The following is a 23,985-nucleotide window of genomic DNA, read 5'->3' on the forward strand; positions in this document are numbered from 1 at the left end:
CGGCTCGGAGGTCCTTGATTCAGCTTTTAGGAAGGGTGATTATGAAATTGACCTACAAGGTCCTGGTTCTCCTCATTGTGTCCATCGTGGGTACGTTTTCCATCACCACCGCCATCGAGCTGAGTAAACTGGAAAAGGACTTTTCCGAGCAGAATTCCACAGCTCACAAGATCATTCTCACCAATCTCGTCAGCAACCTGGCAGGCGCCATGTTCAACATTGATACGCCCCGTATCAATGCGCAGGTCACCTCGTCCTTCGAGTTCGGCAATATCGCCTCGATCCTCTTGATCGACGATCGGGGCAAGATTACCGCCTACTATACCCAGGATCCCCGGGATAATGGCCCCGTGAAAGCCAGTGATGCCGCCTATGCCGCCTGGTCGGAAGAGGTTCTGGACACCTTTCGCAAGCCCTCACTTCCCTATAATTCCCTGACCTCCAGCCTCGTTCAGGATCTTGGGATCCTGAGTCCGGGCATCCAGCGCTACAAGGCTACGCTCTGGTATAACGATGGCGATAATCAAACCTTCGTCGGCCATGTGCTTTTCGATTTTTCCGTCCGTCAGGTGGCGGCCAAAGTCCGCACGGCGGCGATCACCAAAATTATATCCGCGACGATCATGGCCACGATCCTTCTTTTTGTGATCTTCTTCTTCCTCAGGATTTCGGTCCTGACCCGCGTGGAATGGCTGAAGTCCGCGGCCAACCGGATCCGGCAAAGGGATTTCACGGCCCGCACGGCGCTTAAAGGCAGCGATGAAATCGCTGTGCTCGGCAACACCTTCCAATCCATGTCGGATGAAATCCAGAGCTATCAGATGGATCTGGAGAACAAGGTCAAGGACCGGACGCGGGAACTCCAGGAAAGCCGTGACAAGATCAAAGTGGTCTTCGATACGATCGACCAGGGCATCCTGAGCTTTGATGGGAGCTTTAAGGTCGATAGCGAATACTCCATAAAATCGCTGGAAATCCTGGGAGTCAGCGGCGAGGACTTGCTGCAGAAGGGCCTGAGGGCCTGTCTTTTGGATAGGATCCAAATGACCGAAGACCGTCGTGATCAGATGCTGGCTGCGATCAACTCCATCATAGGCGACGATGAAATCGCTTTGATCGGCAACCTCCCTCATTTGCCGCGCGAGGGCAGTATTCAAGATAGCAGCGGATCCAGCCGCTTCTTCCGCTTCGCCTGGTATCCCATCGTGAACAAGGAAGATGACAGCATCGCAGCTCTGCTCGTCAGCATCACGGACTTGACCAAGGAAAAGCAGGAGGAAGAGCATAAGCGCCAGCTCTCGATCCGCAATCAACAGCTCATTGCCCTGGTGGCCTCTGCGCAGAATCACGGCATGGGCAGCATCGGCAATTTCCTGAATCAAGGCCCGCGCATCATTAAGGACATTCAGCAGAACTGGGACAAGCCTGATACCCTCCTTCATCTGCACACGATCAAAGGGGAGGCCCGATCCCTCGACTTCAATGATCTGGCCGCCTCGGTCCATGACTCGGAAACGGCCGTGAAGCAGAAGGTGAAAGCCAGCATCATGGAGCAGCTGCAGACGACTTTGCAGATCTTTCAAAGCTACATCTCCATCTTTGAACAGACCTTCAACAATCAAAAGCGTGCGCAGAGCACCTTCGTGCAAGCCGCCAGCCGGCTGCATCAAAACCTCAGGGAGCGCCTGGCCCAGGAGGGCCTTACCCTGGAACGCTTTGAGATCCTCGATCACTATGGAAACTGGGATGAGCAGCTCGTCGAGCAGGTGATCGCCCCTTGCCTCGTGCATGCCGTCACCAATAGCCTTGATCACGGCTTTTTGCTGCCAGAGAAAAAACACGGGGAAAAGCGTCCTATCATCCTCTCGCTGCGATCCAGGCCGACGGAGTTCGGCTTTGCCGTGGAGATCAGCGATCAGGGCTATGGCATCGACGAGGATGCGGTGCTGAGCAAAGCCAAGGAATTGGGAATTGACACGAAGGCGTTTCGCGCCGACGAGATCATCTTCATGCCTGAGTTCAGCACGGCCGAACAGCTGACGATCAGCTCCGGTCGCGGCATCGGCATGGCCGCCATCAAGAAGCTCGTCGAGCATCATGAAGGACGGATTCATTTGCAGAGCAGGTTCAAACAGGGAACGACGCTGACGCTGGAGTTCCCGAAGGCCCAGAAGCGCCAGTTGTCCAAGGCCGGTTGAGCGGTCCTGGTCGTTTCATATAACGCTCTCGCCGAGGAATCCACTATGCGTATTCTCCTGCTTTTCCTGCTCCTGTTACCGGACTTCGCGCAATCCGCATCATTCAAGGTGGGCGTCGAGTACCTCGACTACTATCCGGCCTATAATTACATCGGCAAACCCTCCGATGCCAGCGCTTCCAAGGATATACTCGATGACTTCGCCAAAAAGCACGGCCACACCTTTGAATACGTGCCCCTGCCGGTCAATCGCCTCTATGAAAAGTTCCTGGACGGCACTCTCGATTTCAAATTTCCCGACCACAAGTTTTGGCAAACGGATCTGAAGCGGAAGCACAAGGTGATCTATTCCGATCCTGTCTTCGAATTCATTGATGGCGTGCTGGTTCGCGATCCCAAGGCCGTGAAGGGCCTTGCCGATCTGAAAAAGGTCGGAAGCTTCCGCGGGTTCACGATCTTTGATTACAAAGCCGAGATCGAAGCCGGAAAGATCGAAGCCAAATATTTCGACTCCTTCCGCGAACTGATCATCGCCACGCTGAAGGGCTCTGTCGATGGCGCCTACCTCAATATCAAGGTTGCCGATTACAACCTGGAACAGATCAAGAAAGAGCACCCGGAATTGGGCACCTTGGTTTTTCAAGAAAGCCTTCCCTTCACACGCAGCGCTTATCATCTGTCAACGCTGCGACATGAGAAGCTTATGAATCAGTTCAATCAGTATCTGAAAGAGCACCGGACCTTCATCAACAAAGTCATTGCTGAACGCCGGGTTGGCATATAAAAACCCGCAGAAAAAGGTCTGGCTTAAAGAGTGCAGACCTCTGGTGAAAAACCCGTCTGCTTTTCAAAAATTTCTCTCATGCCTTGCTTTTTTTTAAGAAGGGTTGTCTTGAACGATGATTTGAGATAAGCCTTTTCTCGTCGTTTTCAGGGTCCGAAGATATCGCATGAAATCTGTCACCAAACACAGACTCACGCATCTGAGGGAATTTTCCGGTTGACGGATCGCATCGAATACTTCATTTCAATAGTTCAGTTTTTTTTCACGAGTCATCGTCCCGAGTCCTGTCGCATGACGAGGCGAATAGTCAAATCAAGGTTATAGACTCCGCTGCCGGCCGATTTTCAAGTCGGGAGCCCATACCGCTTCATCCCCAGGATGGACGCTGGAGTCCTTTTGCCTGGCGGCTTTCAGAGCCGCATTTCTCAACACAGGAGTTGTAATGAATCGAATTTTCTCTTCTGGTCTGATCCTCTTGGGTGCCATGGCCTGCGGTCAGCAAAATTCTGAAACATCGAATCCAGAATCCGTAGTGTCCACCCAAAACAAATGGCCAGATCCGAGATCGGTTCCCGTATGCATCATGAATCGGGGTGATGTGTCGGACGAACTTTTCAACGATATCAAAAATCATGTGACCAATGATTACTCCAGCAAGGCCGGCATCGGTTTGGTCGGCTGGGGATCATGTACGGCAGCGGACAAGAGCGCGCGGGTCATTCGCGTCACCTTCAGTCGGGTTCATAACTGGTATGGAAGCAAAATAGGCGCTGGCGGCGGTCTTTCGATGGTGGGTGCCTCCCGCTATTCCTGTGGCACCGGCTGTCAGGGCGGAACGATGCGGATTGATGTCAGCCAGGACGGTCGTTATCCATCGTCAGGCAGCTGGGCCAGAAATTTTGCCACCACGCAGACGCGGGCCACTGCCGTTCACGAGTTCGGTCATGCGCTCGGTCTTTTGCATGAACACGAAAGGACTGATGCTCCTGGCTGCGGGGATTATGATGACAAGGTTCGCGAAAACGACTGGAATGTCTATGTTGGTAACTTCGATGCCAACTCCATCATGAACTACTGTCACAACTCCAGCCTCAGCACACTCTCGCCCGGTGATGTCGCAGGCCTTCGTTACCTCTATCCAAGCCTTGCGGGAACCAGCATTCCGTCACGGCCGAGCCCGCTTCCCAAACCCGCTCCGGCCCCCACTCCTGTCAAGGATAAGCTGACGACGTTCGGCCCCTTCGGCAACAATGAAAACCGGGTTCTCATGACCATCCCGTCCAGTGCGGGTCGCAATGTGAGCTTCCCCTTGTCGGTTGATCTGGAACAGCACGCGGCCTGTGAATACGATTACGTGGTCGTGGAAGATGCCCGCGGCTGGAGATCCTCGCGCTACTGCGGTCGCACCACCTGGAATCTGAATGGTCTTGTGACGCCTGTCAGGATTACCTTCCATTCCGACCCGGCTGTCGCATCCAAGGCTGTGAAAGTTGGTAAAATTGTCGCCACCGGCCAGCCCAGCGCTGCAGACGAAGCGCGGGAAGCCGAAGAACCAGAAGACATGACCGAAGTTTCGGAATAAGGATTCACAAGGCAAGTCAGGGACTGCGAGAGGCTGGGTATTCGGCACGATCCGTTTCCTTGCCCGGGTCCTTGGCTACCGCCCGGGCTCTTTCGCGATAGTTCCTGGATACCGACCTGTCCAAAAACGCAGAGGATCGACCGCAATGACGAGTGGAGCTGTTCGCTTCATTCAAACGGTCGTCTCATGAGCTGTCACGATCTTCATGATAGAGTCGTGGAATCAAGCAGGAGATGCGCGGGCTTCCAGAATCCATCGCCGGTCTTTTGATAAAGGCCCTTCATGCTTTCCACGACGTGCTTCAGTCCCAGCCGCTCAGCGTAATACATGGGCCCCCCGCGGAAGGCAGGAAAGCCGTAACCACTCAGGTAGACAAGGTCAATATCCGAGGCCCGCTGGGCGATCTTCTCCTCCAGGATACGTGCCCCTTCATTCACCAGAGCCAGGATGCATCGTTCGACGATCTCCTGATCCGTCACCGTTCGCGGCTGAATGCCTTTTTCCCGACGCCAGGACGCAATCAGCTCCTCGACGATCGGATCGGCCTCGCCTTCACGGCGATCGGTCGCATACCGATACCAGCCCGACCCTGTCTTCTGCCCGAAGCGTCCCATTTCACAAAGTCGATCGGCGATCCGGGGATAATGCGGATCCGGCTCCACCTGGAGTTTATGCTTGCGAATGGCCCAACCGATATCGTTGCCGGCAAGATCGCTCATGCGGAAAGGTCCCATGGCCATACCAAAAGCTTCCAGAGCATTATCGATAGCGTAAGGACTTGCGCCTTCTTCCATAAGGTTCATCGCCTGCTGACTGTAAGCCGCGATCATGCGATTGCCTATGAAACCATCGCAGACACCGGAAACCACGGCGGTCTTCTTAATGATTTTGGCCAGAGCCATGGCCGTCGCGAGGACCTCGGGTGACGTCTGTGCTCCGCGCACGACCTCAAGGAGCTTCATGATGTGCGCGGGACTAAAAAAATGCAGCCCCAGCACATCCCCCGGACGCTGCGTCACGGCCGCGATCGCATCAATATCGAGAGTCGAGGTATTGCTGGCCAGGATCGCGCCCGGCTTCGCGATTTGATCCAAAGCCTTGAAAACCTCCTTTTTGATATCCATGTTTTCAAAGACCGCCTCGATGATCAGGTCCGCGTCTTTCAGCGCGTCATAGGTCAATGCCGCAGTCAGGAGCGCCAGCCTCCTTTCATAGTCCTCCTGCTTCAATTTGCCTTTTTTTACAGAGCTTTCATAATTTCTGCGGATGGTCGCCACGCCCCGATCCAAAGCCGCCTGCTCACGCTCGATCAGGATCACGGGCAGCCCTGCATTTAAAAAATTCATGGCTATGGCGCTGCCCATCGTGCCGGCTCCGATGACTCCGACCCGCTGCACGGAACGCGGCTTGATGCTGTCGGGAATATCGGAGATCCGGCTCGCCGCGCGTTCGGCGAAAAAAGCATGACGCAAAGCCTGGGAAACGTCCCCTGTCACCAGCTCCTGAAAAAATTCACCCTCCAGCTTGAGCCCCTCATCAAAAGGCAAGGTAAAGGCCGCGCGCACAGCGGCGACACATTTTTTAGGAGCCGGATAATGCGGGGAAAGAGTCTCTTCGGTTTTCTGACAGAGTTTTAAAAAATCATCCGACGCCGTCAGCTGCAGGTCACGAACTCTTGGCAGCTTTTGTTTTTCTTGAATGACCCGATGCGCAAAGGCCAAGGCAGCTTCAAAAAGCTCCCCGTCCACGATCGCATCCAATAGTTTGGTTTCCTGAAACGCGCGGGCCGGTAGAGCCTCGCCTGAAACGATCAGCTGCAGCGCCATCGGACCTGGAACCAGACGCGGAAGTCTTTGCGTGCCGCCCGCGCCGGGCAAAAGACCGAGTTTGACTTCCGGCAGCGCGATCATCGCGTCCGCAAGAGCGATACGGAAGTGACAGCCCAAAGCAAGCTCCAAGCCACCGCCCATGCAAACACCACCGATGGCGGCAATCACCGGCTTTTGACTGGATTCCAGCGTGTGGATCAGACGCGGCAGAGTCGGTTCCAAAAGGCCTTTCCCTGTCTTGAATTCGCGGATATCGGCGCCTCCGGAAAAGACCCGGCCGGCGCCGATCAGCACGATGGCATCAATCGCACCATCAGTGGCAGCGGCTTTCAGTCCGTCATCAATCTGCGTTCTCAGTTCGTGGCTCAGACCATTGACGGGCGGACTGTTTAAAGCGATGACGGCAACGTTTCCATGTCGATCATAGGGCTTTTTCATAGGCTCTCCTTTTCATGTATAGCGACGTGTCAACCATTCCGCGACACAGGCTGGTTTATCCTCGTTTTCCCGTTCGATCACAACTTCCCAGGTCATCTGCTCTCCACTCAACTCGCCCAGGGCTGGCAGGGCCTCGCTGCTGAGGAGTCTGAAGTGGGCCCGAATACGGGAGCCCGATGCAACCGGCGCCACGAAACGCACCCGATTCAATCCATAGTTCACCCCGAGTCGGAGCGTGCTTAAGTCCATGGCGGTCGCCATAAGGCGACTGAGGAGCGAGAGAACGAGAAAGCCATGCGCGACCGTTCCACCAAAGGGCGATTCGGCCCGGGCGCGTTCAGGGTCAGTATGGATCCACTGATGGTCCTCGGTCGCGGCGGCGAAGGTTTCTATGCGCTCCTGCGTAAGTGTCAGCCAGTCGCTGACAAGGACGGTGTCCTGCTTTTGAGTTTCCATGCGCCTCTAAACTTTCCTGGCAAAAGGTTGAAAGAAGGCTTCACTGTGACGAAGCTTGGGGCAAAGCTCAATGGGAGGATTTTTTTACGCCAGTAAGCCCAATTTTTACCCATGACCACCTTTCACCTTGAAGATCTTTTGTCATCTTTGTGGCTCCGAACAAAGTTTCCCGCTAAACCTAAGAACGAGATGAGACCTAAATTCTGAAAGGAAATTGCTATGAACATTCTTCTTAACTGGAAAAGCTACATCTGGATGGGTTGTCTTGCGTTCACGAGCATGGCGGCCGCGGGACAGGAGCTGCGGCTGACTTTGGGACCGGACGTGACCTGTCAGGAGCTGGACCCCAATGATCTTGCCACGGCCACGCCGGCCATCATCAATTTCGATGCAGGATCCCAGGCGTACATAGTCTGCGCGGTGCAGGCTTCTTTCCCGTCGCTCCAGATCGTAAGCACCGGAACGGTGCCGCGCTTCAGCAGTGATGCAAGCCTGGGTCTCGATGATTTCCAACGCTTAAAGTTCGAACAGCAAACGCAGGACCTTTTCGTGAATTCCTCATTCGGCGAGCACCGCGTGGCGGATTTCTCCGATGAACTTCTGCCTCTGAGCGCCGCCCCCGCCGATGCCCTGCTCGGTCCCGTGAAAAGCCGTTTTGTACCGAAGCAGGTTTGCAAAACGGAATATCAGACCAAAAAAGTCTGCAGCATTCAGCCGAAGGAAGTCTGCAAAACTGTTTATGGACGCACGGAATGCTACATCCAGAATGTTGAAGTCTGTAAGGATGTGTCGACGCCTGTTCAGGTCTGTGAAGACAAGCCGACCCTGGAATATTATCGCGAACTCGCAAGCCTGAGCGGCCAGTGGAAAGCGAAGCCTGTGGCCTATTGTCCGAAGGGTGTCATTGAAAAGCGCAGCCGCGTGGTCTATGGCAGAACCATCTATGAGCAGCGCTGCTGTGAAACCAAAGTCGTCTATGGACAGACGCAGAAGACCTGCAGTCCCTGGGTAACTTTGTAATCTGACCGGGGCACGTCCTGTGCCCCTAGTATCCGTAGCGAATGAAATCCATGATTTCGCGCAGGGCCTTGGTGCGAATGCGGTCGTTTTCGGCCAGGATCGCATGCATGGCGAGTGGGAACACCACCTTCAAACAAAGTGGAGCGTCGGCGCAGACCTTGTCCTGCCCTTCTGTGCGCACGACATTATCCTTCCCTGCCTGTAGCATCAGCAGCGGAACCTGCAGGCGATCAGCCTGATCGCGCATGGTCCATGTCGCCTCCAGACTGGCCTTGAGCCACGCCCAGGTCGCGCCGCCAATCACCGTATCCATCTGCGATTTCCGCAGTTCGCGAATCTTCAGAAAGCGGGCGTCGCTGCTCGTCACGATATTCGGCCCTGTGCCTGTATAGTGACCATGTCCCCATACAAAACCATCACCAAGGCCGAGCATCTGCATCAGCTTCGCGACGCCCCAGGCGAATCTTTGCGGAAAGGGATCGGATTTGATGTCGAGCATGGGCGAGACGAGGATGATGCGGGAGAAGGTTTTGGGATACTGCGATTCATAAAGCGAAAGAACGTTGGCGCCCATCGAAAATGCGAGGGCGATGGGCGGAGTTTTCGCCTGAGGCAGGACGATTTGCTGCATGAAGGCGTGCAGGTCACGCTGATAGGAATCGTAGGTATCAATGTAGCTCTTATGCGAATCGTCCAGAAAACGCTGCGATTTCCCCTGCCCGCGCCAGTCCAAAATGTAGGTCGAGACCCGCTCCTGATACATGTCATAAGCGAATTCCGCGTAGGACGTATAATGTTCCGTCCAGCCCTGCAGCACGACAAGGGTTGCGATCGGATCCGGATGGATCACCGTTTTATAGGCAAGCTTCACCTGATCCTCGGTGACGATAGTCCCGTCCGTGCCTTGGCTGAGGAAAAAGGGCCAAACCTTCTCCTCATAGGTCTGCTGATAATTCTCTTCGCTGATGGCAAAGAGGGCTCCTGCAAACAACCAATGACCGAGAATACCGAGTAGCGTCACAGAAAACATGCGTGGCAGTCGCATGGGGTCCTCGCGAATTTTATGATCTTTCCCAAGAGAGCTCCTGGAATCTATCGGCGATTTGCCAGCTTTCTTAAGATTTACACCCACAAAGCCTCTCGCGTCTGACCCAGAGACGCGTGGATACCCGAAAGACCTTAAAAAATAGCCTTCGGCAGCTCCAAAAGAATGGCCCCCCAGCGGCTGGCCCGCGGACCCAGGGACCGTCCATGGCGTGCAATGGCCGTCATTTGCCTTTTATACCAAAACGTTTGCAGCATATCGTCCAGCTTTTTGATCCCCAAACGATCACGAGGCGCGCACGCGACAGCGGTGTCATCGTTCAGCACCCGCTGTGGAAAATCAGGCTCCAGCAGCATGGGGCGGGCGAGACCGATCAGATCCACGGCATCATCCGCCAGAGCCTTGTTCATCCCGGACGCGGTGCGAAAGCCGCCCGTCACCATCAATGGCACTTTGGATAAAGGCCTCGCCTTATGCGCGAAATCGAGGAAATAGGCCTCCCGCTTTTTGGTCGAAACTCCCAAGGCACGCCCGGCCATGGCCAGGGATTCATAGCTGCCGCCCGAGATTTCGATGAAATCGAGTCCCTTGGCCTGCAGAAGTCGAATCAGTTCCAGAGCATCGCCTTCTTCAAAACCCCCGCGCTGAAAATCAGCCGAATTGATTTTGACGCCCAGAATCAGCTCGCGTGGCAAATCACGACGAATGCCTTCCAGTATTGTTAAAAAAGCCCGGGCCCGGCCTTCCAGGGAACCACCCCAGCGATCACGCCTCTGATTGGTGAGCGGGGATAGAAACTGACTCAAAAGATAACCATGCGCGGCATGAACCTCGACCCCATCAAAACCAGCGTCCCAGCACAGCCGGGCCGCCTTCACAAATTGCGCGATGATCGTTTCGATTTCGGCCTCTTCCAAAGCGCGTGGCGTAACGAAGAGCGGCCCGAATCCTTTGAGCGGAATCGCAGACGGTGCCACGACTTCGGTTTTGGCATTGCGCAGAGCCTGGCGACCGGCATGATTCAGCTGAACGATGGCCTTGGATCCATGCTGTTTGATGGTACTCGCCAGCGTCGCGAGGCGCGTTTTGAACGCCGCCTCATCACGAAGAACCACACTTCCGAAACGGCTCATGGCCTCGCGACTGATAAACATATTGCCTGTGATGATCATGCCGGCCCCGGATCGCGACCAGACTCCGTAAAGGTTCAGAAGATCCTGTGTGACCTCACCCTCACGATTGGCGAGGAGCTCCTCGGTCGCGGCCTTGACAAGCCGATTGGTGAGACTGGTTCCATTTGGCAGTGTTAGCTGTTGTTTGACACCGGGACTCATCAGGACCTCCGCGATTCAAAGACTCTTCCTTATGGATGGACGAGTCTTCTTAGTCATTGCCGCGGCCCGAGTCAAGCCAGGCTTATTTAAACGCTTCGCGCGGGACGTATTCGAAGCTGGTCGCGCCGGGCTTTTTCCATTTCAGTTCCAAAGCAATGCGGACCTTCGGACCCTGAAAGTAATCGAGCGACAGCGGATGATCGCCAGCTGTCAATCGCACCGTGGCTTCTTTGATGCCAACCGTCTGCGAATCGTCCGGGCCGGGTCCAAAGGCCTGATGCAGACCATCATTATCGATCAGAACCTTCCCATCCAGGGCCAGTCGGGATCCATCATCGGAGTTCAGCTGGAATATGTAATCCCCTGTCACCGGGACGACAAGAGTCGTCGTGGTCTGCAGAGCAAACCATTCGACAAGGTTCGGCACATCGGGAAAGCCCTCGGTGAAATTGCGCGGGGCCACTGCGTATTTATCCATGCAGACGGTCAGAATTTTGCGGGCCTGGCTTGCGTTGGCGAAATCCGGCAGCGCGGTCGCCGTTGTATTGATCTCGTAGACATGAGCGAGAATCGGAAAGGCCACGTTGCCGCGCGTGCAGCGGGCAAACACCTGGGTGCTGGGCAGAACCTTGATCGTCACCGATCCCGAAACAGTCGGATCCGATTTCAAAACGGCCGTGATCACCACCGGGAATTCCGCATCGGTTTGCGCGGGCGCGTGATAGACCCCATTCTGATCAATGCTGCCAATATCCTTGCGATCGGCGGGACCTTTGATGTCCCAGGTGACTTCAGGATTAGCAGGACCATCCTTGATATTGGCCTTGGCCTGCATGCTTTCGCCGGCTTTGATTTCAGGCGAAGGCACCGTTACTTCCAAAATGGGACGCACTGGGATCTGACCTTTCAGATCATCTGAAGAATTTTCCGTGCCTTTATTCCCATTGCCTTTAATGTTTTCAAACGCAGCTTTTTTACAGGCTGCCGGGACGAGTAAAAGCATCGCAAGTAAAAACAAACGACTGGTCTTCATCGCAAGATCCTTCTTCCCTTGGTCGATATCACCCTGGAAATATCGGACTTTTGGCCAAATCCTTGAGGGATCCAAGACCGGCAGTTTTTGCCCAACCGCCGCCTCCCCTGCCTCGCAAGAAGGGTTTATTGCGCTTTTCGTAAAAGCTGCTAAACAGACCATCCAGCTCAAATGATCTAGTCCGTTTGAATAGTGTTTCACGAGGTAACCATGAAATTAGTCAATAATCTTATTAAGATGCTCCTGCTTGGGAGCCTTTATCCAACGGCCGCGCAGGCGGCAGATACAATATTGCGCGTTGCCCTTCTGGGGGACAGCATCACCCGCGGCGTGCTTGCCGATGATAATCTGGGCGAAAAGGCCACGGTCAATGACATCGTGGATTTTGCCCGCATGATTGCCAACGGCAGCGTCGCTGGATACATGCCCGAAAAAGAGGGCGTGCTGAATTTCAAGCTGATGAGCGCCAATGAATTTCTTGCTCGTGATGAACTCGCCGCTGTGCAGGGCAAGGAAAGCTGGTCCGTCCTGAGCCGCCTGCAAATGGAAAAAAATATCACAGTTGATTTCATCAATGCTGCGAAGCTCGGCGGCAGTTTCCGTATGGCTGATCTGCAGCTTGCGGTCCTTGATCGTGCCATGAAAACTCGCGGTTTTGATACTATGGATCTTGTGATCGTCGATCTCGGCCGCATTGATCTTTCCATCTTCACCAGTGAAGCCGACTTTCAGGATCAGCTGGATATCTTTGTCAAAAAACTCGCCGAAGTCAGCCCTGGATCGCGCGTGATCTTCACCAAGGTCGCTGATATCCCTGCTTCCATCGCTCGCGCCAATCGCGTTTCGACCAGCTTTGCCGGCGCTTTGAAATTGACCTGCCGCGATATCTTCACGGCCGGTGGCGTGGCGGCGAAAACGGGTCTTGTTCCCGGGGCCGACAACGCTGAAGCCCTTGCCCGGGCTCAGGCGCGCCGCGATGCTTATAATAAAGTTCTGGCTGCCAAAGTTTCGGAACTGGCTGCTGCCGGTGCGACTGTTTCCTTGGTCGAAACCATTGCCGAACGGAGCCCCGATGCCTGGGATGCGATCATGGCGTCCGACTGTATTCATCTGAATGCCAAGGGTCAGCGTGAAATTGCCAGCAAACTCTATCCCGCCGTCGTGAGCCTGAGCGAGGCCCCTGCGGGTCAACTGCCCGACGCTGTTCAGCTGCGTTCCGCAGGTGTGAGTGACCAGGCTCGCACGCTGTGGGATTCCTACCTTGCCTCCCTGCCTTTGGATCAACTGCAGACGAGCTGCCGCCCGTTGCTGGTCGAAGCTCAGGGCGCGTATCAAGGCAGCGCTCTCCTGTTCCATGGATTCACCGCCTGTCCGCAGCAGTTTACCGAGCTGGCCGCGGAACTCTCGGCCAAAGGCTACGCAGTCTTCATGCCTTTGAGCCCTGGCCATGGCCGGCAATTCACCAAGGATGCCCAAGGCAAGTACACAGACAATCTTTCGGATCTTCCGACCGGACGCGCCAATGACAGCAAGAGCTATCTGAAATATTTTGATTTCGTTCGTCAGATGAATCGTGTGATTCGTGCCACAGGCGGCGAGCATATCGTCAGCGGTCTTTCCCTGGGCGCGGCGATGGCCACCTTCGCCACCATTCAGGACCCTAATCTTTGGGATCGGCAGCTGATCATGAGCCCGCTCTATGAATTGGATCAGGCTCCTGTTCACAACCTGATGGGCACCCTTTCCAATATCAATAACGCCAATCAAACAGTCGGCCGCTGGCTGGATCCCATCCTGAACACCAATCAGGGCTGGGGCGAAGGCTGTGAGAATGAACGCAATCCGAGCTGGGTGGCCCAATTCGGTCGCGATGATATCCGCGGCGGGATCTGTCAGTTCAAGATCACGCATGTTCTGGGCGCCAATCAGTTTGGTTTTGATGTCTGGAATCTGATGCAGCCGACCCGCATCAAAACCCAGTTCGTTGTGGTGCAGGATGATCCTGTCATCAATAAGCAGCTCGTCTTCAACGGCGTCGGCCGTCTGCGCAGCGAAACCATGCCCTATAAGGCTTTCACCAGCACGAATCGGCTGGATAATGATGCGCTGGCGCGCGTCTGCTCTATCCCCTCATCGAACACGACCTGTGCTGCGAACATGAATAAGCCCTGGGATCAGCAGGCTCTGCCTTGCGCCAACCATTCGCTACTTTCCCGTTTTGATGCACCGAATCAGAACAAGTACTGGATCGACATCCTCCTGCCGAAAGTCGTGGACTTCATCACTGAAGGTGAATTCTTCGAAGCCGGCACGAGCCGCGCTCATAATGATCCCGTCTGTGCCGGTTTCCCGGGCGCCAACTGATTTCTTCCGCTGACAGAAAAAAACCCAGGCCTAGGTCTGGGTTTTATGAGTCTTAAGCTGATCTCTTCAAAATGTCTGCCGCACACCGATCTGAAACTGCCGGCCGCGTACGTCGGCCCTTTCCCGATCAATGCCGACACCACCCGTGGTTCTATCAATTGTGTGAACGGTCATGATCCTGTTCTCAATATTGTAGACACCAAGGTTCAGAGACCCGGAATCGGAATACTTAAAGCCATAACTCACATCATAGCGCGTCGCCGGCGAAATATATCCGTAGCCTGGATCCACATCGAACTTCGAACTTTCCTGACGGCCCGTGGTCGTCGTATCGAAACTCACCGAATGCACCTTCCCTTCCAGAAACAGCGAATTGCCGAGTCGATAACGCGGGAACCGATAGGAACCAACCTCCTCACGTTCCGGATCGGTTTGCGTGGCCTTGGTTTTCCGCGAAAGAATCCGGGAATAGGTGCTGGCCAATCCGTACTTCAGATCACCAGCCCGGAAATGAAGGTTCGAGGCGACATCAATGCCCTGGGAACGAAGCCGACCGAGGTTCGCATAGGAGTTGTCGATGGATTCGATCTTTCCATCCGGCGAGCGGTTGATGACAGCCGAGCCCAAGGATTCCCCGTTCAGCTCTTTTTCCACCAGACGATCCAATTCCTCCTGGCCGATAACGTCCTTGATTTTTGCCGACCAGTAATCCACCGAGATATCGACAAAGTCCGCAGGTTCCGCCACGAAACCGAGGTTATAGGAAAACGAGGTTTCCTCCTGCAGATCATCATTGCCGGGGCTGTTGGCATAAACGTAATAAGAGGAAAGGTTCGCGCCGCAGGGATTGTCGGCCGGGACACTGTTGTCACAGTACTTGCGATCGACGACCTGGACATAACCTCCGTTATTGCGATTATGCACCTCGGCCAGCGTCGGGGCTTTGAAACCACTGCCGACGTTACCGCGGAATTTCAGTCCTTTGACAGGAGCGATGACAACGCTGGAGCCATAGTTGAACGTACTGCCGAAATCCGAATAATGGTCATAACGTCCGGTCAAAGCCAAATCGAAGGACTTCAGGAACGGAAAATCAAATTCAGCAAAGAGGGAATTCACATCCCGTTCGCCCTGACCACTGCTGGCAAAACTTCCAAGGTAGCGGGCCTTGGCTATCCCGGCAGTTTCCGGATAATCCTTCAGAAAGCTGCCATCCTTCGGATCCGCGCGCAGGACATACTTTTCATGGGCTGTGGAAAGCCCGGCCGCAAGACTCGCCTGGCCGCCACCCAACTCAAACAAGGGACCATTCACAAAGAAGGTTCCGCTGCTGATGCTATTCGATTCTTCGCTGTGAAGGTCAGCAAAAAAACCTTGGATAGGCGTCAGATCATCCTGGAAGATATTGATCGCTGCCGGCTCACGCGTGCTGACCGGAAAGAGATTCTGAATGAAGGCAAGGTTATCAGGCGCCTTATGGTAAGTCCGGGCGCGTTTGGTCGTGAAATGCGACGCCTCCAGGGTCCAGTCCCAGTCATCGCTCATGGTCCCTTTCAAACTGGTCAGAGCGCCCAGCGAGGTGTCCGACGTCTGCGTATTGTCCTTGACCTCGGGAAAGAGTTTGGGGCCGGTAATCTTGATGATTTGATCATCGCTATAATTCAAACCAAGATCGCGGGCCTGCTGCTTCAGATCCTCGGGCGCATCACCAAAGCGAATGTTATAACCGCCGCCCCTCTGATTGCCCGTCGGTGTGCGGCTGGTTTCATAGCTTGCCGTCTCCACTGTTGTCGCCAGCAGAGTCGTTGATGACTGCAGATCACCGAAACTTCGCTCCAGATTCACAGTGGCAAAGCGTTCGGTTTTTTCCGGCATGAGTTCCGTCGTGCTCGCCTTACGGAGATCGCCACGACAGAAGATGTTGTTCGGATCGTTGGGATAGGCGATCTGATTCTGCGCGGGACAGTTGGGGCTCGGACGATAGTTATAGGGTCCCGCATTGGACGGCGCTCGATCCGGATTCAAAAGGCCCCAGGCATAGGTGCCCGCAGGCGCTCCCGTCGTAGCCTGATCAAAGCCCGCGTATTCTTTCCAAAGCTGCTTGCGATCGCGCGCAAGAACGCGGGTGGACTTTCCGCCTCCGACGGCCAGCGTCACGTCCGTATCCAGAACCTGAAAGCCCGTAACTGCACTGGCCTTGACGGAGCTGCCCCCGGGATCCTGCGAGATGTTGGCCTGCGTGCTCACTTCGGAAGCCGAAACGGACTTCTTCAGGATCACGTTGATCACACCCGCCACAGCATCCGCACCATAAACAGCCGAGGCGCTCATCTTCAAAATCTCAACCCGCTCGACCATGGCCAGCGGAATATTATTGATGTTCACTCCGCCCAGACTGGCTTCAGCCGGCAGACGGCGCCCGTTGATGAGAACCAGGGTACGGCCGGCTCCGAGGCCATGAAGATCAAGCGTGGACTGGCCTACAGACACGAATCCGCCGCCACCACCAAAGCTGCCAAAGGTATTTTCGGATTGATTCTGCAAAAGCTCACTGACCGAAGTCACGCCGGCTTTTTGAAAATCTTCCTGGCGCAGGATCTTGGTCGGAACCGCATTCTCCACGTCGATTCTTTTCAAACGGGAGCCGGTCACCATCACCTTTTCTGATTTTTCGATCTTTTTAGGCTCCGGTTCATGCCCGGGAGCATCCTGAGCCTTAAGGGTTCCAGCCGACATTGCCGTAGCAAAGATGGCCAGGGGCAGGAGATTTTTCGGGCGGTCAGTGGGCAAGTCTCGTCTCATGAAAAAGAACCTCGTTCTGTTGGATACTCACGTCCTTCTGCCGTTTACCGCCTGGTTTATCGAAAGTAAAGCTGATCCCGAATCGGGGTTCCACTTGTCGTTCTCAACTGTTGCTCACCGTTAAGCGAAACCACGGTGACCGTCACAACCCCTACCCCACAAGGCGTCCTCGGAATCATGAAATATGAAAAAATTCACCTTGTCCTGACAGTGTCCGACCGAATCTTTCACGTCAGGTGAAATCGTGCGGAAGAAGGCTGCGGCATCATGGGCAGTTCACCATTTCCCCATGTGACGATGGGCCGCGATCATGCCGATGACGTGATTCGAGGAAGTTTCACGAAGCGTTACCTGGCAAGATTGCCCAGGCTGCCTATCACCTATTGGCCGTGATATCCTGGATGACTCATCAATCGTTCAGGAGCATCCTATGTCAGCCAAAAAGAAAAAGACCAAGGCAAAAGCCAAAAAGACCACAAAAAAGAAGCCGGCGCGCAAGACCAGCAAAATCCGTGCAAAAGTCAGCCCCATCCCCGAGGGCTACCGCACGATCACGACCTCCCTCATTCTCAACGGAGCCGGGGCGACCATTGATTTTTGCAAAGCCGCTTTCGGCGCCAAAGTCCGAAGCTCGATCGAGGGTCCGAACGGCCTTATCATGCACGCCGTACTGAAGATCGGTGATTCCCTGCTTCATATCGGGGAAGCCATGCAGACTTTCACCACGCGATCGAGCGTCATACTTTACGTGAAAAATGCGGATAGGACCATGGAGGCAGCCGTGGCCGCTGGCGCTGAGATCGTTATGCCGCTCGAAAACACCTTCTGGGGTGACCGCTACGGAGTCGTGAAAGATCCCCAGGGGAATCAATGGGAAATCGCAACCCACATCGAAAATGTCTCCAGCGCGGAATTGAAAAAACGCAGCAAAGCGATCATGGTCGAAATCGCCAGGAGTGGATCCCGAGGGGGTTGATGGTATACGATCGCCAGGCAGGAGGCCCCGACCATGAAAGCTACGACATTGATTCGCTATAACGAAGGTCCCTTTGAGGCGCGCACTCTGTTCATTCGTCTCTGCGCCTGGCTTCAGGGCAAAAACGTGCTCCTTCTCGATTCCGATCCAGCGGAATGCGCTCGGGCCCTCGCCAGCTCCGAAACCAAAGGCAGCTTCATCGAAACCATCTTTGCGATTCCCGCCTGGCGACCACTCTATTCCGTCGAGTCCGAAGACGGGGCCCGCTGGAAAGAACTGGCTGAAAGTTGCGCCAGGGTTTTGCGTCAATTGAAGTGGAAAGACGCGATCGCTGGCCTTCTGGATAAGTCTGTCCAGGGCCTCGCCATCACCCAGTATTCGGGTCCTGCTCTGGATTCGGAATGCATTTCCAGACTCGTGCTGCGCACTCTTTACGAAATACTCTTCGAAGAGACGATCACGCCGGCCGATGAAACGCTCTTCTTCCAAAGCTCCATCGAATGGCGCAAGGAAATCGCCGTGAAAGGCGCCGGCAATAGCGATATCAAAAGCAAGGCCGCGCAGCGTCTTCTTGAAATTGTTATGAATTCAAAATATCAGAGCGGACTTCAGCAATCCTCGGATCCCATGCTGTGGCTCTCCGTCTTCGGCCAGCCCTTTCTGATTTCGCCACAGATCAATGTCAGCGACATCATGGTGGCGACGTTTGCGTTTCTGCGTCAGCATCCTGCTTATTATCAGCTCGTCCAAAAGAAAGCGGCTGAGAATGATACGAGGTACCTGAACGCTGTCATCATGGAAGCCATTCGTCTTCAGCACCCCTTCCCCATTCTGGAGCGCGAGCTGACCCGCGATGTCGTGCTTCAGGGACGGAATGTGAAGGCAGGCACCCAGATATTCGTGCCGTTGGATCAATTCAAACAGGACCCCTCTTTTCGACCGGAAGACTGGTTGAACGAAGACCGTCCCCACCCCTTCCAAAGTCTGGCGTTTGGCGCCGGAAAAAGAATGTGCCCCGGCAAGATGCTGGCCACTCACCTCATGGTCGCCCTGCTCGGGTCGCTCGTCCGAAATGTTCCTTTGGAGCGCATTCAACCTGAGCATGGTCATCGTTTCAGCGGCCGCAATAACGATGGCAAAGAAGGGCTGGGCGAATCCCTTTATCAGCTGCGAAAGTTCCTGGGGGCTCTCTGGCGAAGCTTTCAGATCGGACGTTCAGGAAAGCGGACCCTGCAGAAAAAATTGCGCGACTGAGGCGATTCCAACCGCAAGGAAGATGCTTTCGAACATCCAATCCTTGAAGGGTATTTTGAAAATCGCTTCCACCCAGTAATCGAAAAAGCCCGTCGTATAAAGGGGCATTCCAGCCCTGATCCGGCAGTGATTTTCCCAAACCATCAAAGGACAGGGTTTGCCCATGATCACTTCACCCGCAATGAAGAGCACGAGTCCAAGATGAGCATACCGCAGCCAGGGATTCAGCACCCAAGGCCAGGCAAGCCAGACACCCAGAGGCACGAGCAAAGGCATCAGCAAAACAAAAAGGGAACATGCGACATGCAGCGCGAGAATAATCTGCGCAAAGAATTTCCATCTGCGAATGGAAAGGGCCCCACTTTCAGATTGCTGCACGGCTCGTCTCCCTTTTCTTTAATGGGTTCATTAAAGCAAAATCACGCGCGGGTGGGAAGTCATGTCCCGAGCGGCTGCATTTTTGTGGGTATGCGCCAAATTGCATATTGATCCCGGCCTTGGGATGAAGCACCATCGGCCTCGAAAATTCGTTTCGCATCCCTGTGAGGCAGACCATGAGTCATCAACTGGAAATAGAATACTGCCGCATGTGCCGCTGGACCCTGCGAGCCTTTTGGCTGGCGCAGGAGCTTTTGCAAACCTTTGAAGAGGACTTCGCAGAAGTCCGTATGAAACCAACGACGGGTGGGGTTTTTAAGGTTCGAGTGAATGACCGGGAAATCTGGTGCCGCAAGGCGGACAACGGCTTTCCCGAGCCTAAAGTCTTAAAGCAGCGCGTCAGGGAAGTGATCGATCCGGAGCGTGATCTGGGGCACATCGACCGCCAAAAACCGGAGCCGACCACCTGACACTTTAAAACTTAATCGAGCTTCGCCCAGAACACGGTGCCGCTATCACGATCGAAGCCGCACTGCGATACGACGAAGACCAGATTTTCCTGGCGGGAAACGGCCATGCCTTTGGCATCACCATAGCTGCAGTCCTGAATGCGGATAGGAATATCCTTGATCAGAGCGTGCGTGGTCTTGCTGAAGATTTTGATGGTTTCCCTGTTATGGGCCGCAAAGAGATCTTTTTTCGTGAAGAATGCGGCTCCGCTCGGATAGGCCCCGACATTCCACTCGCCATTCTTTTCCTTCAAATTCTGGGGATTGAAATCAAATACGGAATAGCCGTTGCCATTGCCGCCGCCTGCAGGTGCTGCCAACTGTCGGCCATCAGGCGAGAGGACCAGGAGGGCTACGTTTCCGGCATCGACTTTTTCCTGGGCGGTGAGTTCCGCTGTCGTGTCATCGAACGTATAGCGCTGCAATTGACCGGCAAAGACGAAAAGATTTTTACTGACCTTATCATACGCGAGGGCCGAGGGAGTGCGATCGGTTTTCCAGTCTTTCAAAACCTTGCCGTCCCGGCCCAGGAGCAGAATCTGTCCTTGAAAGCTATCTTTGTTTCCTGTGACAAACAGCTGCCCCTGACCAGCCACGGCCAGATCCACAGCCGGCATGGGCAAAGCCAGCGTTTCCATGCTCTTCGTGAGCAGATTGATTCGCACGAGTCTATTGGCGGAACGGGTTGCGATCGTCACGATCCCCGTCGCCTCATCCAGCACCATGCGGCCCGGCGCGACGGTGAGCTGGTATTCTTCTGAAACTTTCCCGGTGATGGCATTGATCTTGACGAGCTTATTGCTGCGGCTATCGCCAGCCAGAATCCAGCCTGATGACAGCGGAATGATATCGGTCACAGGTCCGAGCTTCAGCGCACCGGCATTGGCGCTGGTGACTGTTTCGGGATCGGCGAATAAAGCGGAAACTCCAGCCTCGGGCGCATCCTGATCCCAGACGATTTGGGAACCGACATGCCGTCCAAGCTGAACATGCGACTTCAGCACCAGAGCTTTTGTGAGTGTGCATTCAGAAAGGGCATCCAAAGGCAGAGGCACCAGGAAGTGCTCCTCATTCACGCTCAAAGGCTGGTCCTGCGTTCCAAAACGAAGAACCTCGTCTTTGTTCAGTAAGCAATTATCCTGCTCGCCGTCTTCACTGAAAAGAAAGGTGGTCTGAACACTTTTCAGGACATAGGGATACTTATCAAACTGACAGACCTTATTGGACAGCAGGGCGGCTTCACTGACCGTCTCCGTCAGTCCGTCTTTACAGACAACGGCATAGGATCCGTCCTCCAATTTCTGAAACGAGCGAATATCCCGTCCTGCCTTCAGTTCCGACGCCTGATCGGCACAGGACATCTGGAGACTGGCAGCGCCGAGTAAACTCAAAATAGCTTGGGTGACCTTCATGAAATTTGGCTCCTCATTCATGACGCAAAACAATGTGATGAGGAGACGGCCATTCCTGGAAAATGTTGCAGTCGCGATATGAAAAAAAAATAAAAAATCACAGGAACCCTTTTGCCATGTGACCTAGGCAAATAGTCGCGTTGATAAATATTCCAGCCCCTCAATCTTCTGTGCACTTTTGTGGGCAAGTGGCCTAGGCTACAGCGGTTAAAGTCTCCATAAAATAAGGATGCGAGCATGAGGAATTTTCTTGGTCTCCTGAGTTGGACAGCCATCATTGCAGCAGCGTCTCCCTTGCGAGCTGAAGTCACGAGCCCTCTTCCCAACTATGCAACTCCCGCCGAACTGCAGTCCGCAACGGCTGCCGACTGGGAATTTCCAGCCCTTCGTGCTGGCTTAAAACCTGCTTCTGGTCTTCGTCTGCCGGCCGAATATGAGCCGATGTCAGCAGTGGTCATGACCTATGCGGGTTACCCGCAATTCATTCAAAGTATCGCACGCGCTGTGGTGGACGCAGGAGCGCAAGCTTATGTCCTCGGCGGCCCCTCCAGCATCTCGGGTCTGGACAGCAGTCGCTATCGCTCGCTCAACATTTCTTACAACACCATCTGGTCCCGCGACTTTGGGCCTGTGGCTATCAACGAGGAAACCGGCGAGCTGGCCATCGTCGATACTGTTTATCGCCACTACGCCTATCGCAAAGCCGATGATGCGGTTCCTGCTCGCATTGCTGATTATCTCGGCATGGAGCACTATGAAGCTCCCATCATCCTCGATGGCGGGAACCTGATGGTGGATCGTCGCGGCCATCTCTACATGACCGAACGCACCTATGAATGGAACAGCCAGATAAGCCGGTCGCAGGTCGACCAGTATCTGAAGGACTATTTCGGTGTGAAGGAAATTCATGTCCTGCCCTATGCCGCCAGCCGTCCCGGACAGCCTGCGGATGGTACAGGACATATAGATATGTTTGCGAAGATTCTGGACGACTGCAAAGTGCTGATCGCGAAAAGCAGCGCGCAGCCCTATGCCTCGGCTCTTGAAACGGCGACCCAGTATTTCAGCAATTCCGAGTGTGCCCCCGGCCGCAACTGGACGGTTTATCGCGTGCAGGCCTTTGCCAGCGGTGGCGTCTGGTACACCTTCACCAATTCGCTGATCGTCAATAACAGCGTTATCATCCCCAGCTATCAGTCTTATGATGAAGCGGAAGCCCGCCGTGTCTATGGCCAGGCTCTGCCGAATCACAAGCTGGTCTTTGTGAATTCGGATGATCCCATCCGCGCCGCGGGTGCGATTCACTGCACGACCAAGGAAATTCCTGCGGTCGGCGGTCTTTAATTCTCTTCCTCACGCCTGCAGTCGTCGGCTGCAGGCGCTTCCTCCGCGTGAAATTACGCAGGCATATATGGGTATTTACGCGCGGCCCCGTCCCCGTTATGGTCAGCAGGACTGCTGGAACTTATGAGGGGACGCGTCGTGAAGCCATCAAACTCATCCGCAGAATTCGGGAAACTTCCAGACGGCACAGCTGTTCATCAGTTTACACTCACGAATAAAGAAGGGATGGTGGCTCGCTTCATCACCTTCGGTGCGACCCTCACGGAACTTTGGGTTCCGGATGCTCAGGGTAAAACAGCGGATGTGGTGCTCGGATTTGACAATCTTACAGGCTATCTCGAACAAAGTCCTTATTTCGGAGCCATCATCGGCCGCGTTGCCAATCGCATTCGCGCGGGGCGTTTTACGCTCGATGGGCATTCCTATACCCTGGCTACCAATAATGGACCAAACAGTCTGCACGGCGGCATCAAAGGTTTTGACAAGGTCATCTGGAAGGCCGAGCCCATAACGGTGAAGGGTGCAGCGGCCCTTCAATTCACCTATCGAAGTCCCGATGGAGAGGAAGGCTATCCTGGAAACCTTGTTGTTAAAGTCATCTATACCTTGACCGAGGATAACACTCTCACGATCGACTATGAGGCCCGCACCGACAGGCCCACTCCCATCAACCTGACCAACCACAGTTATTGGAACCTTGATGCCTCGCCCAGCATCCTTGATCACGAACTGATGCTGGCCGCTGATCACTTCACGCCCGTGGATGCCACCCTCATCCCCACCGGCGCGATCACCTCGGTCCAGGGCACTCCGATGGATTTCACAAAGCCCGCAACCATCGGCTCCCGTATCCATCAGCTCCAGGGGGAACCCGGCGGTTATGATCACAACTATGTCCTCGCCGACAAAACCAGTCCCATGAAACTCGCCGCGCGCGCCCGCGGCCCTCAAAGCGGCCGCATCCTTGAGATATGGACCAAGCAGCCCGGGGTTCAGTTCTATTCCGGGAACTTCCTGGACGGCAGCATCACCGGGAAACACGGGCGTGTTTATCAAAAGCACGCGGCCTTTTGCCTGGAAACGCAGCACTTTCCCGACTCGGTCCACCATCCGAATTTTCCGTCGACGATCCTAAGACCTGGGGAGGTTTTTGGGTCAAGTACGGTTCATAAGTTCTTGCATATAGAGAAGGGGGTAGGCAGGCGCGAGGATCTTCCAGGCGCCTGAA

18 protein-coding genes are annotated in these 23,985 nt (G+C 54.6%); 10 read left to right on the top strand and 8 right to left on the bottom strand.

What is annotated here, in order from left to right; genetic code table 11:
- The first annotated feature begins 41 nt into the window (after positions 1 to 41).
- The 3 genes from VFO10_RS21925 (at position 42) to VFO10_RS21935 (ending at position 4,563) form a co-directional block, all read left to right on the top strand.
- A complete protein-coding gene (locus VFO10_RS21925) occupies positions 42 to 2,198 on the top strand; it encodes an ATP-binding protein (protein ID WP_325144121.1) in 2,157 nt (718 codons plus the stop codon).
- A gap of 45 nt (positions 2,199 to 2,243) precedes the next feature.
- Positions 2,244 to 2,981, top strand: coding sequence for a transporter substrate-binding domain-containing protein (locus tag VFO10_RS21930; protein WP_325144122.1), 738 nt, complete (start codon positions 2,244 to 2,246; stop codon positions 2,979 to 2,981).
- Positions 2,982 to 3,423: 442 nt separating this feature from the next.
- Positions 3,424 to 4,563: a hypothetical protein gene (locus tag VFO10_RS21935; protein WP_325144123.1), complete on the top strand. Its 1,140-nt coding sequence runs from the start codon at positions 3,424 to 3,426 to the stop codon at positions 4,561 to 4,563.
- Between the two features lie 203 nt (positions 4,564 to 4,766).
- Here the strand turns inward: VFO10_RS21935 and VFO10_RS21940 are convergent, their stop codons facing one another.
- Entirely contained in the window at positions 4,767 to 6,830 is a 2,064-nt protein-coding gene (locus VFO10_RS21940; protein WP_325144124.1) for a 3-hydroxyacyl-CoA dehydrogenase NAD-binding domain-containing protein, read from the bottom strand.
- A 12-nt stretch (positions 6,831 to 6,842) separates the two neighbouring features.
- Positions 6,843 to 7,286 carry a MaoC family dehydratase gene (locus VFO10_RS21945; RefSeq protein WP_325144125.1) on the bottom strand — a complete coding sequence of 148 codons (444 nt, stop codon included), beginning with the start codon at positions 7,284 to 7,286 and terminating at the stop codon, positions 6,843 to 6,845.
- A gap of 219 nt (positions 7,287 to 7,505) precedes the next feature.
- Here VFO10_RS21945 and VFO10_RS21950 point away from each other — a divergent pair, with 219 nt between their 5' ends.
- On the top strand, positions 7,506 to 8,306 hold the full coding sequence (locus VFO10_RS21950) for a hypothetical protein (RefSeq protein ID WP_325144126.1): 801 nt from the start codon (positions 7,506 to 7,508) through the stop codon (positions 8,304 to 8,306).
- 25 nt (positions 8,307 to 8,331) lie between these two features.
- On the opposite strand, the gene VFO10_RS21955 is transcribed toward VFO10_RS21950, so the two are convergent.
- From VFO10_RS21955 to VFO10_RS21965, 3 genes are all read right to left on the bottom strand, one after another.
- The gene (locus VFO10_RS21955) at positions 8,332 to 9,351 is read right to left on the bottom strand and encodes an alpha/beta hydrolase (protein ID WP_325144127.1); all 1,020 of its coding nucleotides are present in this window, start codon (positions 9,349 to 9,351) and stop codon (positions 8,332 to 8,334) included.
- Between the two features lie 134 nt (positions 9,352 to 9,485).
- Complete coding sequence (locus tag VFO10_RS21960; RefSeq protein ID WP_325144128.1) at positions 9,486 to 10,685, bottom strand: NADH:flavin oxidoreductase/NADH oxidase family protein; 1,200 nt, start codon at positions 10,683 to 10,685, stop codon at positions 9,486 to 9,488.
- An 82-nt stretch (positions 10,686 to 10,767) separates the two neighbouring features.
- Entirely contained in the window at positions 10,768 to 11,718 is a 951-nt protein-coding gene (locus tag VFO10_RS21965; protein ID WP_325144129.1) for a PA14 domain-containing protein, read from the bottom strand.
- Positions 11,719 to 11,928: 210 nt separating this feature from the next.
- Here VFO10_RS21965 and VFO10_RS21970 point away from each other — a divergent pair, with 210 nt between their 5' ends.
- Entirely contained in the window at positions 11,929 to 14,082 is a 2,154-nt protein-coding gene (locus tag VFO10_RS21970) for an alpha/beta fold hydrolase (RefSeq protein ID WP_325144130.1), read from the top strand.
- Positions 14,083 to 14,148: 66 nt separating this feature from the next.
- On the opposite strand, the gene VFO10_RS21975 is transcribed toward VFO10_RS21970, so the two are convergent.
- Positions 14,149 to 16,884: a TonB-dependent receptor plug domain-containing protein gene (locus tag VFO10_RS21975; protein WP_325144131.1), complete on the bottom strand. Its 2,736-nt coding sequence runs from the start codon at positions 16,882 to 16,884 to the stop codon at positions 14,149 to 14,151.
- Positions 16,885 to 17,314: 430 nt separating this feature from the next.
- On the opposite strand from VFO10_RS21975, the gene VFO10_RS21980 reads away from it, so the two are divergent.
- Both VFO10_RS21980 and VFO10_RS21985 read left to right on the top strand, forming a co-directional pair.
- The gene (locus VFO10_RS21980) at positions 17,315 to 17,860 is read left to right on the top strand and encodes a VOC family protein (protein WP_325144132.1); all 546 of its coding nucleotides are present in this window, start codon (positions 17,315 to 17,317) and stop codon (positions 17,858 to 17,860) included.
- Between the two features lie 33 nt (positions 17,861 to 17,893).
- Positions 17,894 to 19,114: a cytochrome P450 gene (locus tag VFO10_RS21985; RefSeq protein ID WP_325144133.1), complete on the top strand. Its 1,221-nt coding sequence runs from the start codon at positions 17,894 to 17,896 to the stop codon at positions 19,112 to 19,114.
- Here the strand turns inward: VFO10_RS21985 and VFO10_RS21990 are convergent.
- On the bottom strand, positions 19,076 to 19,492 hold the full coding sequence (locus tag VFO10_RS21990) for a DUF2784 domain-containing protein (protein WP_325144134.1): 417 nt from the start codon (positions 19,490 to 19,492) through the stop codon (positions 19,076 to 19,078). The genes VFO10_RS21985 and VFO10_RS21990 overlap by 39 nt on opposite strands.
- Before the next feature lie 176 nt (positions 19,493 to 19,668).
- Between VFO10_RS21990 and VFO10_RS21995 the strand changes: the two genes are divergently transcribed.
- Positions 19,669 to 19,962 (top strand): SelT/SelW/SelH family protein, encoded by a 294-nt coding sequence (locus VFO10_RS21995; RefSeq protein WP_325144135.1) that lies wholly within the window; start codon positions 19,669 to 19,671, stop codon positions 19,960 to 19,962.
- 11 nt (positions 19,963 to 19,973) lie between these two features.
- Here VFO10_RS21995 and VFO10_RS22000 read toward each other — a convergent pair whose 3' ends face one another.
- On the bottom strand, positions 19,974 to 21,413 hold the full coding sequence (locus VFO10_RS22000) for a hypothetical protein (RefSeq protein ID WP_325144136.1): 1,440 nt from the start codon (positions 21,411 to 21,413) through the stop codon (positions 19,974 to 19,976).
- Positions 21,414 to 21,650: 237 nt separating this feature from the next.
- Between VFO10_RS22000 and VFO10_RS22005 the strand changes: the two genes are divergently transcribed.
- Positions 21,651 to 22,757: an agmatine deiminase family protein gene (locus VFO10_RS22005; RefSeq protein WP_325144137.1), complete on the top strand. Its 1,107-nt coding sequence runs from the start codon at positions 21,651 to 21,653 to the stop codon at positions 22,755 to 22,757.
- Between the two features lie 138 nt (positions 22,758 to 22,895).
- The gene (locus VFO10_RS22010) at positions 22,896 to 23,984 is read left to right on the top strand and encodes an aldose epimerase family protein (protein ID WP_325144138.1); all 1,089 of its coding nucleotides are present in this window, start codon (positions 22,896 to 22,898) and stop codon (positions 23,982 to 23,984) included.
- Position 23,985: the final 1 nt, after the last annotated feature.

This window comes from Oligoflexus sp., assembly GCF_035712445.1.
In the GTDB taxonomy this organism is placed as follows: Bacteria; Bdellovibrionota_B; Oligoflexia; order Oligoflexales; family Oligoflexaceae; genus Oligoflexus.